Below are 11983 nucleotides of genomic sequence, written 5' to 3'. Positions count from 1 at the left end.
ACTGAATTTATGTGAGAGGCGATCGGCTTAACTTAAAGTTTTAGCCATCCGAATAGTTCGTCTGCTGTAAGTTGCATAGCTACTAAATCGGGAACGGGTAGAACTTGAGTAGGTTCTTGTAACAGTTGCGGTTGCTGTCCTAGCGGGTAAACTAAAAGCGATCGCTCGTCAGGATCGACTAGCCATCCCATTTTGCTACCGTGACTGAGACAATGAAGAATATTCCCAGTTACCTTAGTTTGGCTTTGGTCAGGTGAGAGAATCTCAATCGTCCAATCTGGAGCAGCTGCAAACGTATTAGCAACGTCTCCATTTTCATCTACGGGAATTCTATCCCAAGCAAACACGGCTACATCTGGTACGATTGAGCGTCCAGCAAAAGTACAGCGCAGTTCGGGAAAAGCGAGTGCTATTCGTTGCGGTTCAACTACTGCGTTAATTGCTGTTACTAGCCTTCCTTGTAACCTACTGTGTTTTCCTTGAGGCATTGGTTTTTGGATAATTCGTCCGTCAATATACTCGTTAGCTGGTTTTGTTTCTGGTAGCTTCAGAAACTCTTCTAAAGTCAGCTTTTCTACTGCTATCTGTGCCATGTGTTGCTCCTAATAACAGCGATTAAATCAATAATAAGTTGTGTGAGAGAGCGAGCGCATTTTTAGTGACATACCAAACATAACTACTAGGTTGAAACCTATGAAACTACCCAAAAACTAAAGTTCTCTAGTAACAAAATTCTATTCTTGAACCTGACTTTCAATCCACTGACGAAATGAACGAATAAGATCTAAGTAATCGATATTAGCATCCATAGCTTGTTGTAAAAACTGAGCGATTTCTGTAATAGCTACTTCTGGAAATGCCAAACTCTCATGAACTTGAATATATTGTCGATTTTGAAGTTGGTATATTTTCAAAAATTTGCCATCGTAGCGCCACACTTCCAGAACTTCAAGATCTGCGTAGACTGCTAAACGATTCTCGGAACTACTCGTAATATCAATTTCTATAACCAAATCTGGTGGTGGATCTGTATTTAGATCGAGTCGTTTTTTTCCTTGAACTGAGCGCCGATTTTGAATATAAAAACACTCATCGGGTTCAACACCACTCAATTCTGGACGTTTAAAGGTTGTAGAACCCAACGGATAAATTTTAACTTTTAACTCTTCAGCCAACGTTTCCACAAAACGACCGATAATTTTTTTATAAAATTCATGCTCTGGTGATGGAGCCATTATTTCTAAATTGCCACGGTAGTAAGTGAGACGCAAGCGGCGATCTCTCAGTTCGGCTAGCAACCGCTCGTAGGTTTCCCAGCTGATACCAGAAAGCTCAATTCTTTGTTCAAGTGGAGTCAGCGTGTCGATAGCCATAAGATCGTAAATGGAGCGAGTATAGTTTTAGTATATACATTAGGAAAAAGCAATCGCATTTTTGGCATAGCTCGAAAGTAGCCGCCAGGTTAAAAATTTTTTTAACTCGCTATCTACGATTTTAGTTCGCTTTAGGAAACCTATTTTATTTCATTTTTTACCTTGCTTTTGCTCGATATTATGATTCATCTACCCTATCTAGAATCAGAGCGTACAGGGCTGAAGATACTCTAAACTCAGACGTAGCAATTAGGCTATTTACTAACGGCTTGACGGCAATAATTAGATTTTGACGTTTAGATTCAACCAAAATACCTAATACTCCAGTAATCCTTATACCCAGACGATCGGCTTCGGCTCTACCACGACGTTCATCTATTAAAAGTAAATCAGCATTCAGTTCTAAAGCAAGAGCGATCGCCTCAGACTCTCCAAGATCCAACCTTACGTCACGCTGGAGCCGTTCAACGACACCACGATTCACAACTTGCCTAATTTCACCCCAGGAAGCAGCTTGAATTTCGAGAGTTCCTGGCACTGGAGGATCGATGTCTACTAGTTCGCGATATACTGCTTCGGGAATAATAATTTGATTGTAGAGTTGGGGTAAAAGGTACAAGTGCTGAATTGCTGCCAAATTTGTGATGACTGATGTATCGCTGATGACAATCACAGCCGCCCCAATTCTCTTAAATTTTTCAGATCGAGTTCAAAGTCATCAACATCATAAGAGTAGAGTGGAATATTTCGCTGCTTGAGGAGTTGGCGAAAGACACTAGGCTTCATCTCCGCCAGCTGGCTAGCGTAACCCAAGCTTAAACGACCTATTTGAAACAGGTGCAAGGCAATTTCTTGGCGAAATTCATCTAGAGTCAGTCCAGATGCTTGAAGGATTTCGTCTGAGATTACAACACTCATAGCACTTTACCTCATCAATTATTTGAAGGGATTTACAATGGTCAGTTGCCGCTCGATAACTAAATTATCTTGCATATCTTCTGAATACAGAATCTTAGCATTTGTGGATAATGCAGTAGCAACAATCAAACCATCCCAAAATGACAAACTATAGCGAGTTCGTAAGTTAAATGCATTTATGAGAATATCGCTAGTTAACTTTATTACAGCAACTCGGTTATAAAAAGATTGAATAACTTGCTGAATTTGTTCCTCAGTAAATGCAGCTTTCCTAAGTAATACAGAACAAGTTTCATTTATAACTTGAGTACTGACAATACCATTTACGTTGTTAGTTAACTCGATTGCAATATATCGTTTTCTAACCTCAATAGCCTCATTATAATTTGGATCGGTTGTTAGACGGTAAAGCCAAACATTAGAATCAAGAAAACAAAGTGGATCGTTTATCATCTACCGCTCGTGCATTTCTTCCCGCGAAATCATGCGAATTCCTGAGATTGAAACAGGGTTTTGTGCTAGCTCATCCATAATGTCGAATGGAGTTATTTGTTTTCTAGACTGCTTCAATATAACAATCTTTACAGTAGCAACTTCTGATAATTCTTGCTGATATTCTTCAGGAATGACGATCTTGCCATTTTCCACTCTGGCTTGAAATTCAACACTAGGCATCATTAATACTCCTAAACACTATGCTACTTCCTACTCTAAGCATAGCCGATCGCCCAACAGCGCGATCGCGCTTAGCCGATATACTTCCCTAAAAGCGATAACAACGTTTGCGCTTGACTAAGGTATTTTTGTTACATATCAAAAGTAGCCAATAGCTTGAAACTTACAGAACTATACAAGCTAAATCTGCTTGTCCAGATTAGTATAATCTTATAGAAACGCGATATTTTTCAGCTTTGCATTTACAGAACTAAAAACTAGAGATATGAACACACAATTGGTTGAATCCCTTATACAAGTAATTTTGTCACTTTCACCGGAAGAAAGAAAACTGTTAGAAACAAAATTATTTTGGGATACTTCTGAGCCTACAACTGATGAAATCATGAAACTTGCTCACAGCGGAGGAGCTTTCGAGTTCTTAGCAGATGAGCCAGACTTATACTCTCTTGAAGATGGAGAGCCTATCTAGTGAGTTTAGTAAAGGGTGATATAGTCCTGGCTCCATTTCCGTTTACAGATTTGCAGCAGACAAAACTACGTCCTGCTGTAGTAATATGGGCAGACTCTAGCAATCAAGACGTTACCCTCTGCTTTATTTCCTCGCAAAATCTTTCTAATTTAGGCGTAGGGGAGTTTGTTATTGATTCTTCAGATTCAGAATTCGCGGATACTGGATTAAAGGTAAATTCTAAAGTCAGAGTAACTCGAATTGTTACCCTTGAACGTAGGTTAATTACAAGGCGGTTAGGCAAATTAGGAACCAATCAAATTCAGCAGTTGAATGCTGTTATGATTCAGGCTTTTCAGCTTTGATGAAAGTTGAAATTTAGAGAGATGAAACGCGATCGCAAGAGCCGATATACTTCCCTAAAAGCGATCGCATTTTTGACATATATCAAAAGTAGCCGCAAATTAACCTACGGCTACACAAACAAACTTATTCTTTAATACCAAAATGCTTATATAGCATTTTCCTTAGTACATTACTACTACGCTTTACAAAATCGTCCTCAGACTCATCTACTTGTGGTTCACCAATTTGGTCACTCAATTCGGACAGGAAAGCATCGTTTTGAACTAAACTAGATACCTGTTCTGAAAACTTTTGTTCTTCATTAGGTTTGAAAAACGGTGATGTAATGGCGCTCATTGAAATAGCTAAAGAAGATTGAATACTAGCCAGAGATATGTTTGATGCTGGTAAACTCTGGTCTGATGACTCTATAGCGTTATCCATAAAATCTTTAAAGCTACTCATTTTTTATCCTGACCTTCATTTTTGTAATTTTTATAGTAAGCACGAATTATCTCTTCCATTGCTGAGATAACTAGTTCAATAATTTTACGTTTTGCTTGCTCAGGTAAAATATTCCATAGCTGCAAGACTAGAGAAGTTAACCATGATAACCAATTAAAGATGAACCACATACTTTTTCTTCAAGTGCATGAGAACAAACTAAATGTGCCTATCCATAGTGTTCCCCAAACTTATTAGAGTCAATCATTGTTGAATATAAAGTATGTAATTTCTGTATTTGTTACCACTTTTGTCTAGGCGATCGCCTCGCCCTATTCATCCGCCCGATAGTACCTACTACACTACATTGCGTCAAACCTTTAAAGCATTAGATCTGGGTTGCTGAACTTCACAACACGTACCCATAGTGCCAGAATTGAAATAGAAATCAAGCAATTTGAAGCGTGTTAGATTCGGGGATAGATTCACCTTCTGCTTGCCAAGCTTCCAAATACATTTCAATTACTTTCTCACCATTACGAATTGCTTCCCCGCAAGTTTTTCCATGAGTGCAAGGCATAACAACGCGAATCGCGAAACTCTGGAATCGTGACTAGAAACAGTCTATTTTTATCAGACTATTATTATTTTATTACTTAAGTGAGTAGCATTCACTCATGAGTAGCTTCGCTAAGAGCTTTATGAATCAATTCATCACTTACACCATGACGTTTTAGACTGGCAATTAATGCAGAAACAGTATTACCTTCCAATCGCTCAATATCTACTCGAAGTCCCTGACCAATATATGCTCGAATTAAAGGCTGATAACCGGAGAATCCAAGTAGTGGCGCTAACCGTTTTAAATCGTCTACGACATCTTCAGGAATACGAATGGTAACAGCGATCATGGGGCGATTCTTATCTAATCGTTTTTTCAAAGTTTCAGTTTTCATAGTGTTCGCGCTCCTTACGTGTTGCTCTCCGAGCTGAAATAATCCGAATTATGTTGTCTTGATCGAACTCAATATGAACCACATATAAAAGATTCCATCGACTATCCATGCCAATAATTGCATCCCGTGCTTCATCATTGCGACTGGCATCAACCACAACTAGAAACGGATCGAAGAAGGCTTCTGCGGCTTGCTGAAATGTTATTCCATCATGCTTGTCAAGATTATTTCGAGCTTTTTCCTCATTCCATACAAAGGTAATGCCATTCAGCACAAAGTATGTGTCCATACCTCATAGTGTAGGCAAATCGTATTTACATTGTCAATACAATAACACCTGTAACCCGTATTCCGCTACACTACATTGATGCTGCCCTCATAGCCCATCCATGTCAGACTCCCAAAGCATTAGTGCTGCTGTCGCCAAACTCTACGATACGTATCCCTTTCCTCCAGAACCGCTACTCGACGAACCGCCTCCTGGCTATAACTGGCGCTGGAATTGGCTAGCCGCCTATAGCTTCTGTACCGGACAAAAACCGCAAAAACAAGATATCCGCATTCTCGATGCTGGCTGCGGTACGGGGGTAGGAACGGAATACTTGGTTCACCTCAACCCACATGCCCAAGTTGTAGGAATCGATTTGAGTGCGGGTGCTTTGGCTGTGGCGCGGGAACGCTGTCAGCGTTCGGGTGCTAATCGCGTTGAATTTCAACACCTGAGTTTGTACGATGCGGAACAACTACCAGGGGAATTCGATTTAATTAACTGCGTGGGAGTGCTGCACCACTTACCAGATCCGATCCGTGGGATTCAAGCCATTTCATCTAAACTCGCCCCAGGTGGAATCATGCACATCTTCGTGTATGGAGAATTGGGGCGCTGGGAAATCAAATTAATGCAACAGGCGATCGCACTGCTGCAAAATGACAAACAGGGCGATTATCGCGATGGCGTACAAATTGGCAGAAAACTATTTGCTTCTCTACCAGAAAACAATCGTCTTGTCAAACGCGAAAAATCACGCTGGGCGATGGAAAATCAGCGAGATGAATGTTTTGCAGACATGTACGTTCATCCGCAAGAGATTGACTACAATATTGATACATTATTCGATTTAATTGATGCTTCTGGGTTAACTTTCTTGGGCTTTTCTAACCCAAATTTTTGGCAAATAGAGCGGCTTTTGGGCAAAGATCCGAGTTTATTGGAGAGAACTAACCCATTGAGCGATCGCGCTAAATATCGTTTAATCGAACTATTAGATCCAGAAGTTACCCACTACGAATTTTTCTTAGGTCGTCCATCGCTACCGCAAGCCGATTGGTCGTCAGATGCAGCCTTACTCGCAGCCATTCCCGAACTAAACCCTTGTATAGATGGCTTTCCGAGTCGCTGCTTGTTTAACTACGACTATCAAATCGTTAATCTAACAGAAACCGAACTGGAATTTTTACAGGCTTGCGATCGCAACTTAACAATAGGTGAAATTTTAGCTAACGTAGAACTGGGCATAGAAGGGGTGCGATCGCTCCTTTCCCAACAACTAATCGTACTTTCGCCTGGTTAACTCTTTTTTAAGTATTGTTACCGTAACGTGGTATGATTCTACGTGGCTCATTAGAGTCGAAACATTAGCGTCAGCGTCATTTGCGAGTTTTTGTGAACTTGTCAGACGAATCAACAACACCAACACCTGCAACTGAGGAATCTCAACCTGGTTCCACTACCACACAAGACAAGACTTCCTCAATGCAAGAGTTTTATCAACTCTTCCAAGGATTATTGTCAATCACCCTTGGATTGACGGGGTTTATTTTTATCTCTGTGTGGATTTTCTATTCCCTCAACACTGCCCTGAACTATTTGCTCGGAGCAGTCACAGGTATGGTTTACTTAAAAATGTTGGCTAGAGACGTTGAGCGGCTAGGTCAAGAAAAAAGACAACTGAGTAAATCTCGGTTTGCCCTATTTATTGGTGTGATTGTAGTCGCAACTCAATTGCGTCAACTACAGATTCTGCCGATATTCTTGGGGTTTCTGACTTACAAAGCCACACTTCTCGTCTATACGATTCAATCTGCTTTCATTCCTAACTCTAAATAAGTTAGGAAACCGCAAAACCAATCGCCCCATTCTCGCTTTTTGGGAAAACTGCTTGAATGCAAATGCTTAGCGTCACAAACACCTTTAATTTATTCCCTCTTGCCTCGTTGGAAGTAGGTCAACATTTTTTATGGCAATTGGGCAATCTCAAAATTCATGGGCAAGTGTTTCTCACCTCGTGGTTTGTGATTGGCATTCTAGTAGTTGCTTCGATAGCAGCTACTCGGAACATCCAGAAAGTTCCTAGTGGTATCCAAAATTTAATGGAATACGCGCTAGAATTCATTCGGGATTTGACCAAGAATCAGATTGGTGAGAAAGAGTATCGTCCTTGGGTTCCATTTATTGGCACGCTATTTCTGTTCATTTTCGTATCGAATTGGTCTGGTGCTTTAATTCCCTGGCGGTTAATTAAGTTGCCATCAGGTGAATTAGCCGCTCCAACTAACGATATTAATACAACAGTAGCGCTGGCGTTGTTAACTTCTTTAGCGTACTTTTACGCGGGTTTTAGCAAACGCGGTTTAGGGTACTTTAAAAAGTATATTGAGCCAACGCCAATTCTGTTACCAATCGCAATTTTGGAAGATTTCACCAAACCTCTTTCCCTAAGCTTCCGACTATTTGGTAACATTTTAGCGGATGAATTAGTAGTAGCGGTTTTAGTTCTACTCGTACCTCTGTTTGTACCTCTGCCAGTGATGGCATTAGGTTTGTTTACTAGTGCGATCCAAGCCCTGGTTTTTGCTACCCTCGCAGCAGCATACATTCATGAGGCGATGGAGGGTCATGGTGGTGAAGAACATGAGGCTCATTAGAGCAACTCATGATGAAGTCAGAAAGTCGGAAGTCAGAGTTAATTGATAACTGATAACTGACAACTGAAAAGAAAGTTTGTTGTGTACTCAAAGTAAGGAAAATCAAGATGGATCCATTAGTTTCTGCTGCTTCAGTTCTAGCTGCCGCATTAGCAATCGGTTTAGCTGCAATCGGTCCTGGTATCGGTCAAGGAAATGCTGCGGGTCAAGCAGTAGAAGGTATTGCTCGTCAACCCGAAGCAGAAGGAAAAATTCGCGGTACTCTGCTGTTGACTCTAGCATTCATGGAATCGCTAACCATTTACGGTCTGGTAATTGCCCTAGTATTACTGTTTGCTAACCCCTTTTCCTAAAACCTAAATTCTTATCTTTGTAGAGACGTTCTTAAGAGCGTCTCTACAACTGAGTGAGAACTTTTTTCAATCGGATCGCGTGTAAATTGCCTCTCAAACAACAGAGGATTTTTAGAATATGAAAGGGTGGATGATGTTGCTTGGCATGAAAACAGCCATTCAAGCCAAAGGGGAGAAATAATGTTTGATTTTGATGCTACCTTGCCCTTAATGGCGTTGCAGTTCCTACTGTTGGCATCTGTATTGAATGTCATTTTCTACAAGCCACTAACAAAGGCACTGGACGACCGCGATAATTACGTCCGCACGAATAATGTTGAAGCAAAAGAACGTTTGGCGAAAGCAGAGCGATTAGCAAAAGAATACGAGCAGCAAATAGCAGATGCTCGTCGTCAATCGCAAAAAGTTGTTGCCGACGCTCAAGCAGATGCACAAAGAATAGCGGCGGAAAAAATAGCAGAGGCACAAAAAGAAGCCCAAGCACAACGAGAACAAGCAGCTCAAGAAATTGAGCAACAACGACAAGCAGCTATGGCTTCGTTGCAGCAACAGGTAGATGCCCTCAGTCGCCAAATCGTAGAAAAGCTGTTAGGAACAGTAACCAGTTGAACAGTGACCAGTGACCAGTGACCAGTGACCAGTGAATTCTAACTTCTGACTCCTGATTCCTGACTCCTGATTTCTGACTCCTGACTCATAACTGATAACTGATAACTGACAACTGACAACTGAAAATGTGGATGGGTATGATGGGAAGTTTTATCTGGTTGGTGACACAAGGTAGCCCACTACTTGCTGAAGCGGCAGAAGCAGAAGCAGAAGCAGGCGGGTTTGGTCTTAATTTTGATATTTTAGAAACAAACCTAATTAACCTGGCTATTCTTGTTGGCGTACTAGTATATTTTGGCAGCAAGGTAGTAGGAAAAACCTTGAGCGATCGCCGCGAGCGCATAGAAACAGAAATTGTAGCGGCAGAAAACCGCGCTAAAGAAGCAGCAGCAGCACTGCAAAAACAGCAGCAAAGATTGACAGAAGCTCAAGCGGAAGCCGAAAGAATTCGCCAAAGCGCGACAACGAACGCTCAACAAGCCAAAGAGCAAATCTTGGCTCAGGTGGGAATAGATATTCAACGCTTAAAAGAGACAGCAACTCAAGATTTAAATACGGCAAGAGAACGAGCGATCGCTCAACTGCGAGCTTCTGTAGTTGCAATGGCTTTACAAAAGGTAGAATCCCAATTGGAATCGGGATTAGACGAAAATATCCAACAACAAACAATCGATCGCAGCATAGCACTACTAGGAGGCAGTAAATGAGCAGCAATGCCATGAACGAACAGGTAGTGCAGCCTTACGCCCAGGCATTGATGTCTGTGGCGCGTAGTAATAACCTCACGGAACAATTCGGCGAAGATGCCCGTACTTTAACGAATTTGTTGCGGGAATCAGAGCAATTTCGTAACTTTCTCGCTAACCCCTTCGTCAGCATCAGCGACAAGAAGGCAGTATTGGGGCGAGTTGTCGGCGATAATGTCAACCCCTACATGCGTAACTTCTTAATGCTGTTGGTAGACCGCCGCCGCATTATTTTGTTAGAAGGGATTTGTCAACAGTATCTCGCCCTCCTGCGGCAACTGAATCAAACTGTTTTAGCCGAAGTCACTTCAGCTGTCGAACTGACTGAAGAACAAAAGCAAGCTGTGCGGGATAAAGTCATTGCCATGACCAACGCCCGTCAGGTAGAACTAGAAACAAGAATCGACCAAAGCTTAATCGGTGGTGCGATCGTCAAAGTTGGTTCTCAAGTGATCGACGCTAGTATCAGAGGACAACTGCGCCGCCTTTCTTTACGACTTACTAGCGGCACTTAAAAAGGACGAAGAAAGAAGGACAAGGGAGACAAGGAGGACAAGGAGGAAAAATTCTCCCCCCTCTCCCTTGTCTCCCCCCTCTCCCTTGTCTTCACCACTCCCGATTCCCAAAATTCCTTAACACAAACTCACCATGATCAGTATCAGACCTGACGAAATCAGCAGTATTATTCAGCAGCAAATCGAGCAATACGACCAAGAAGTTAAAGTTGCTAACGTTGGTACGGTATTGCAAGTAGGAGATGGGATCGCCCGGATCTATGGCTTAGAAAAAGCTATGGCTGGCGAACTCTTAGAATTTGAAGATGGAACCGTTGGTATCGCCCTGAACCTAGAAGAAGACAACGTAGGTGCGGTATTGATGGGTGAAGGTCGCGACATCCAAGAAGGCAGTTCCGTTACCGCTACAGGTAAAATTGCCCAGGTTCCAGTTGGAGAAGCCACAATCGGACGTGTTGTGGATGCTCTCGGTCGTCCGATTGATGGTAAGGGAGACATAAACACCTCAGAATTCCGTTTGATCGAGTCTGGCGCACCTGGTATCGTAGCGCGGCGTTCGGTATACGAACCAATGCAAACAGGAATTACCGCGATCGATGCAATGATTCCTGTAGGTAGAGGACAGCGGGAATTAATTATCGGTGACAGACAAACAGGTAAAACCGCGATCGCCATTGACACGATCATCAACCAGAAAACCGAAGATGTCATCTGTGTATACGTCGCGATCGGACAAAAAGCTTCCACCGTTGCTAACGTAGTCCAGACCTTACAAGAGAAGGGCGCAATGGACTACACCATTGTCGTTGCAGCTAACGCCAGCGACTCTGCTACCCTCCAGTACCTCGCGCCATACACGGGGGCAGCATTGGCAGAGTACTTCATGTACAAAGGCAAGGCAACTCTAATCATTTACGATGACTTGTCCAAGCAAGCTGCTGCTTATCGCCAAATGTCCTTGTTGCTACGTCGTCCACCAGGACGGGAAGCATACCCTGGAGACGTATTCTACCTCCACTCCCGCTTGTTGGAACGTGCGGCAAAACTTAGCACCGAACTAGGCGAAGGCAGCATGACAGCCCTACCAATTATCGAAACCCAAGCAGGGGACGTATCGGCTTACATTCCTACCAACGTAATTTCCATTACCGACGGTCAAATCTTCTTAACTTCCGACTTGTTCAACGCTGGTATTCGTCCGGCAATTAACCCTGGTATTTCCGTATCGCGGGTAGGTTCGGCAGCTCAAACCAAGGCAATGAAAAAAGTTGCTGGTAAGCTGAAATTGGAGTTGGCACAATTTGACGAATTGCAAGCTTTCTCGCAATTTGCCTCCGACTTGGATAAAGCCACCCAAGACCAGTTGGCACGGGGTCAGCGTTTGCGGGAGTTGTTGAAACAGCCACAAAACTCGCCACTATCGGTATTCGAGCAAGTTGCCATCCTCTACGCTGGGATTAACGGCTATATGGACGACATCGCCGTAGATAAAGTTACCACTTTCACCAAAGGACTGCGGGAATACCTGAAAACCAGTAAACCCAAGTATGGTGAAATCATTCGTAGCGAACGACAACTTACCGATGAAGCCGAAAAGTTGTTGAAAGAAGCAATTACCGAATACAAACAAACCTTCTTAGCAACTGCGTAGCAATTTTGGATTTTGGATTTTG

The 11983-nt window shown here is 42.5% G+C and carries 20 protein-coding genes and 1 pseudogene; 10 read left to right on the top strand and 11 right to left on the bottom strand.

All coding sequences use genetic code 11. From position 1 onward, the window contains the following. Nucleotides 1–32: 32 nt before the first annotated feature. From CHRO_RS21125 to CHRO_RS21100, 6 genes are all read right to left on the bottom strand, one after another. Complete coding sequence (locus CHRO_RS21125; RefSeq protein ID WP_015156254.1) at nucleotides 33–593, bottom strand: Uma2 family endonuclease; 561 nt, start codon at nucleotides 591–593, stop codon at nucleotides 33–35. Nucleotides 594–734: 141 nt separating this feature from the next. Further along, on the bottom strand, nucleotides 735–1373 hold the full coding sequence (locus CHRO_RS21120; protein WP_015156253.1) for a Uma2 family endonuclease: 639 nt from the start codon (nucleotides 1371–1373) through the stop codon (nucleotides 735–737). 178 nt (nucleotides 1374–1551) lie between these two features. Further along, a complete protein-coding gene (locus CHRO_RS21115; RefSeq protein ID WP_015156252.1) occupies nucleotides 1552–2046 on the bottom strand; it encodes a PIN domain-containing protein in 495 nt (164 codons plus the stop codon). Continuing rightward, nucleotides 2043–2291 carry a UPF0175 family protein gene (locus CHRO_RS21110; RefSeq protein ID WP_015156251.1) on the bottom strand — a complete coding sequence of 83 codons (249 nt, stop codon included), beginning with the start codon at nucleotides 2289–2291 and terminating at the stop codon, nucleotides 2043–2045. Before CHRO_RS21110 ends, CHRO_RS21115 begins: the two co-directional genes overlap by 4 nt. An 18-nt stretch (nucleotides 2292–2309) precedes the next feature. Next, complete coding sequence (locus tag CHRO_RS21105) at nucleotides 2310–2744, bottom strand: PIN domain-containing protein (protein ID WP_015156250.1); 435 nt, start codon at nucleotides 2742–2744, stop codon at nucleotides 2310–2312. Then, a complete protein-coding gene (locus CHRO_RS21100; protein ID WP_015156249.1) occupies nucleotides 2745–2969 on the bottom strand; it encodes a hypothetical protein in 225 nt (74 codons plus the stop codon). Nucleotides 2970–3231: 262 nt separating this feature from the next. Between CHRO_RS21100 and CHRO_RS21095 the strand changes: the two genes are divergently transcribed. Both CHRO_RS21095 and CHRO_RS21090 read left to right on the top strand, forming a co-directional pair. Next, nucleotides 3232–3438, top strand: a complete 207-nt coding sequence (locus CHRO_RS21095) for a hypothetical protein (protein WP_015156248.1) — start codon at nucleotides 3232–3234, stop codon at nucleotides 3436–3438. Further along, the gene (locus CHRO_RS21090; RefSeq protein ID WP_015156247.1) at nucleotides 3438–3782 is read left to right on the top strand and encodes a type II toxin-antitoxin system PemK/MazF family toxin; all 345 of its coding nucleotides are present in this window, start codon (nucleotides 3438–3440) and stop codon (nucleotides 3780–3782) included. The genes CHRO_RS21095 and CHRO_RS21090 overlap by 1 nt, the downstream gene beginning before the upstream one ends. 124 nt (nucleotides 3783–3906) lie before the next feature. On the opposite strand, the gene CHRO_RS21085 is transcribed toward CHRO_RS21090, so the two are convergent. From CHRO_RS21085 to CHRO_RS21070, 5 genes and pseudogenes are all read right to left on the bottom strand, one after another. Further along, a complete protein-coding gene (locus tag CHRO_RS21085) occupies nucleotides 3907–4227 on the bottom strand; it encodes a hypothetical protein (protein WP_015156246.1) in 321 nt (106 codons plus the stop codon). Beyond that, on the bottom strand, nucleotides 4224–4397 hold the full coding sequence (locus CHRO_RS32715; RefSeq protein WP_015156245.1) for a hypothetical protein: 174 nt from the start codon (nucleotides 4395–4397) through the stop codon (nucleotides 4224–4226). Before CHRO_RS32715 ends, CHRO_RS21085 begins: the two co-directional genes overlap by 4 nt. A 257-nt stretch (nucleotides 4398–4654) precedes the next feature. Then, nucleotides 4655–4829 (bottom strand): annotated as a pseudogene (locus tag CHRO_RS32710) (type II toxin-antitoxin system HicB family antitoxin). Between the two features lie 48 nt (nucleotides 4830–4877). Continuing rightward, nucleotides 4878–5162, bottom strand: a complete 285-nt coding sequence (locus CHRO_RS21075) for a hypothetical protein (RefSeq protein WP_015156244.1) — start codon at nucleotides 5160–5162, stop codon at nucleotides 4878–4880. Further along, complete coding sequence (locus tag CHRO_RS21070; RefSeq protein WP_015156243.1) at nucleotides 5152–5451, bottom strand: BrnT family toxin; 300 nt, start codon at nucleotides 5449–5451, stop codon at nucleotides 5152–5154. Before CHRO_RS21070 ends, CHRO_RS21075 begins: the two co-directional genes overlap by 11 nt. A gap of 100 nt (nucleotides 5452–5551) precedes the next feature. Here CHRO_RS21070 and CHRO_RS21065 point away from each other — a divergent pair, with 100 nt between their 5' ends. The 8 genes from CHRO_RS21065 to atpA all read left to right on the top strand — a co-directional run bounded on the left by CHRO_RS21065 (nucleotide 5552) and on the right by atpA (nucleotide 11961). Next, nucleotides 5552–6733 carry a class I SAM-dependent methyltransferase gene (locus CHRO_RS21065; protein ID WP_015156242.1) on the top strand — a complete coding sequence of 394 codons (1182 nt, stop codon included), beginning with the start codon at nucleotides 5552–5554 and terminating at the stop codon, nucleotides 6731–6733. A 92-nt stretch (nucleotides 6734–6825) separates the two neighbouring features. Beyond that, nucleotides 6826–7269, top strand: coding sequence for an ATP synthase subunit I (locus tag CHRO_RS21060; RefSeq protein ID WP_015156241.1), 444 nt, complete (start codon nucleotides 6826–6828; stop codon nucleotides 7267–7269). A gap of 56 nt (nucleotides 7270–7325) precedes the next feature. Next, on the top strand, nucleotides 7326–8087 hold the full coding sequence (gene atpB, locus CHRO_RS21055) for a F0F1 ATP synthase subunit A (protein ID WP_015156240.1): 762 nt from the start codon (nucleotides 7326–7328) through the stop codon (nucleotides 8085–8087). 107 nt (nucleotides 8088–8194) lie between these two features. Then, nucleotides 8195–8440 (top strand): ATP synthase F0 subunit C, encoded by a 246-nt coding sequence (gene atpE / locus CHRO_RS21050; protein WP_008233924.1) that lies wholly within the window; start codon nucleotides 8195–8197, stop codon nucleotides 8438–8440. Between the two features lie 180 nt (nucleotides 8441–8620). Beyond that, complete coding sequence (locus CHRO_RS21045; RefSeq protein WP_015156239.1) at nucleotides 8621–9049, top strand: F0F1 ATP synthase subunit B'; 429 nt, start codon at nucleotides 8621–8623, stop codon at nucleotides 9047–9049. A 131-nt stretch (nucleotides 9050–9180) separates the two neighbouring features. Next, nucleotides 9181–9756, top strand: a complete 576-nt coding sequence (locus CHRO_RS21040; protein WP_041463379.1) for a F0F1 ATP synthase subunit B — start codon at nucleotides 9181–9183, stop codon at nucleotides 9754–9756. Beyond that, the gene (gene atpH / locus CHRO_RS21035) at nucleotides 9753–10310 is read left to right on the top strand and encodes an ATP synthase F1 subunit delta (RefSeq protein WP_015156237.1); all 558 of its coding nucleotides are present in this window, start codon (nucleotides 9753–9755) and stop codon (nucleotides 10308–10310) included. Before CHRO_RS21040 ends, atpH begins: the two co-directional genes overlap by 4 nt. 133 nt (nucleotides 10311–10443) lie before the next feature. Next, nucleotides 10444–11961 carry a F0F1 ATP synthase subunit alpha gene (atpA, locus tag CHRO_RS21030; protein ID WP_015156236.1) on the top strand — a complete coding sequence of 506 codons (1518 nt, stop codon included), beginning with the start codon at nucleotides 10444–10446 and terminating at the stop codon, nucleotides 11959–11961. The last annotated feature ends 22 nt before the right edge of the window (nucleotides 11962–11983 follow it).

Source organism: Chroococcidiopsis thermalis PCC 7203 (assembly GCF_000317125.1).
Lineage (GTDB): Bacteria > Cyanobacteriota > Cyanobacteriia > Cyanobacteriales > Chroococcidiopsidaceae > Chroococcidiopsis > Chroococcidiopsis thermalis.
Note: the sequence above shows the minus strand (reverse complement) of the source record. Positions and strands in the feature narration are given on the sequence as shown.

What these genes read in the sequence shown, in the direction of transcription:
- CHRO_RS21085 (WP_015156246.1), bottom strand. Translation starts at nt 4,227, where the DNA reads ATGAGTAGCTTTAAAGATTTTATGGATAACGCTATAGAGTCATCAGAC.
- atpE (WP_008233924.1), top strand. Translation starts at nt 8,195, where the DNA reads ATGGATCCATTAGTTTCTGCTGCTTCAGTTCTAGCTGCCGCATTAGCA.
- CHRO_RS21120 (WP_015156253.1), bottom strand. Translation starts at nt 1,373, where the DNA reads ATGGCTATCGACACGCTGACTCCACTTGAACAAAGAATTGAGCTTTCT.
- CHRO_RS21075 (WP_015156244.1), bottom strand. Translation starts at nt 5,162, where the DNA reads ATGAAAACTGAAACTTTGAAAAAACGATTAGATAAGAATCGCCCCATG.
- CHRO_RS21110 (WP_015156251.1), bottom strand. Translation starts at nt 2,291, where the DNA reads ATGAGTGTTGTAATCTCAGACGAAATCCTTCAAGCATCTGGACTGACT.
- CHRO_RS21045 (WP_015156239.1), top strand. Translation starts at nt 8,621, where the DNA reads ATGTTTGATTTTGATGCTACCTTGCCCTTAATGGCGTTGCAGTTCCTA.
- atpH (WP_015156237.1), top strand. Translation starts at nt 9,753, where the DNA reads ATGAGCAGCAATGCCATGAACGAACAGGTAGTGCAGCCTTACGCCCAG.
- CHRO_RS21095 (WP_015156248.1), top strand. Translation starts at nt 3,232, where the DNA reads ATGAACACACAATTGGTTGAATCCCTTATACAAGTAATTTTGTCACTT.
- CHRO_RS32715 (WP_015156245.1), bottom strand. Translation starts at nt 4,397, where the DNA reads ATGTGGTTCATCTTTAATTGGTTATCATGGTTAACTTCTCTAGTCTTG.
- CHRO_RS21100 (WP_015156249.1), bottom strand. Translation starts at nt 2,969, where the DNA reads ATGATGCCTAGTGTTGAATTTCAAGCCAGAGTGGAAAATGGCAAGATC.
- CHRO_RS21040 (WP_041463379.1), top strand. Translation starts at nt 9,181, where the DNA reads ATGGGTATGATGGGAAGTTTTATCTGGTTGGTGACACAAGGTAGCCCA.
- atpB (WP_015156240.1), top strand. Translation starts at nt 7,326, where the DNA reads ATGCAAATGCTTAGCGTCACAAACACCTTTAATTTATTCCCTCTTGCC.
- CHRO_RS21125 (WP_015156254.1), bottom strand. Translation starts at nt 593, where the DNA reads ATGGCACAGATAGCAGTAGAAAAGCTGACTTTAGAAGAGTTTCTGAAG.
- CHRO_RS21065 (WP_015156242.1), top strand. Translation starts at nt 5,552, where the DNA reads ATGTCAGACTCCCAAAGCATTAGTGCTGCTGTCGCCAAACTCTACGAT.
- CHRO_RS21105 (WP_015156250.1), bottom strand. Translation starts at nt 2,744, where the DNA reads ATGATAAACGATCCACTTTGTTTTCTTGATTCTAATGTTTGGCTTTAC.
- CHRO_RS21070 (WP_015156243.1), bottom strand. Translation starts at nt 5,451, where the DNA reads ATGGACACATACTTTGTGCTGAATGGCATTACCTTTGTATGGAATGAG.
- atpA (WP_015156236.1), top strand. Translation starts at nt 10,444, where the DNA reads ATGATCAGTATCAGACCTGACGAAATCAGCAGTATTATTCAGCAGCAA.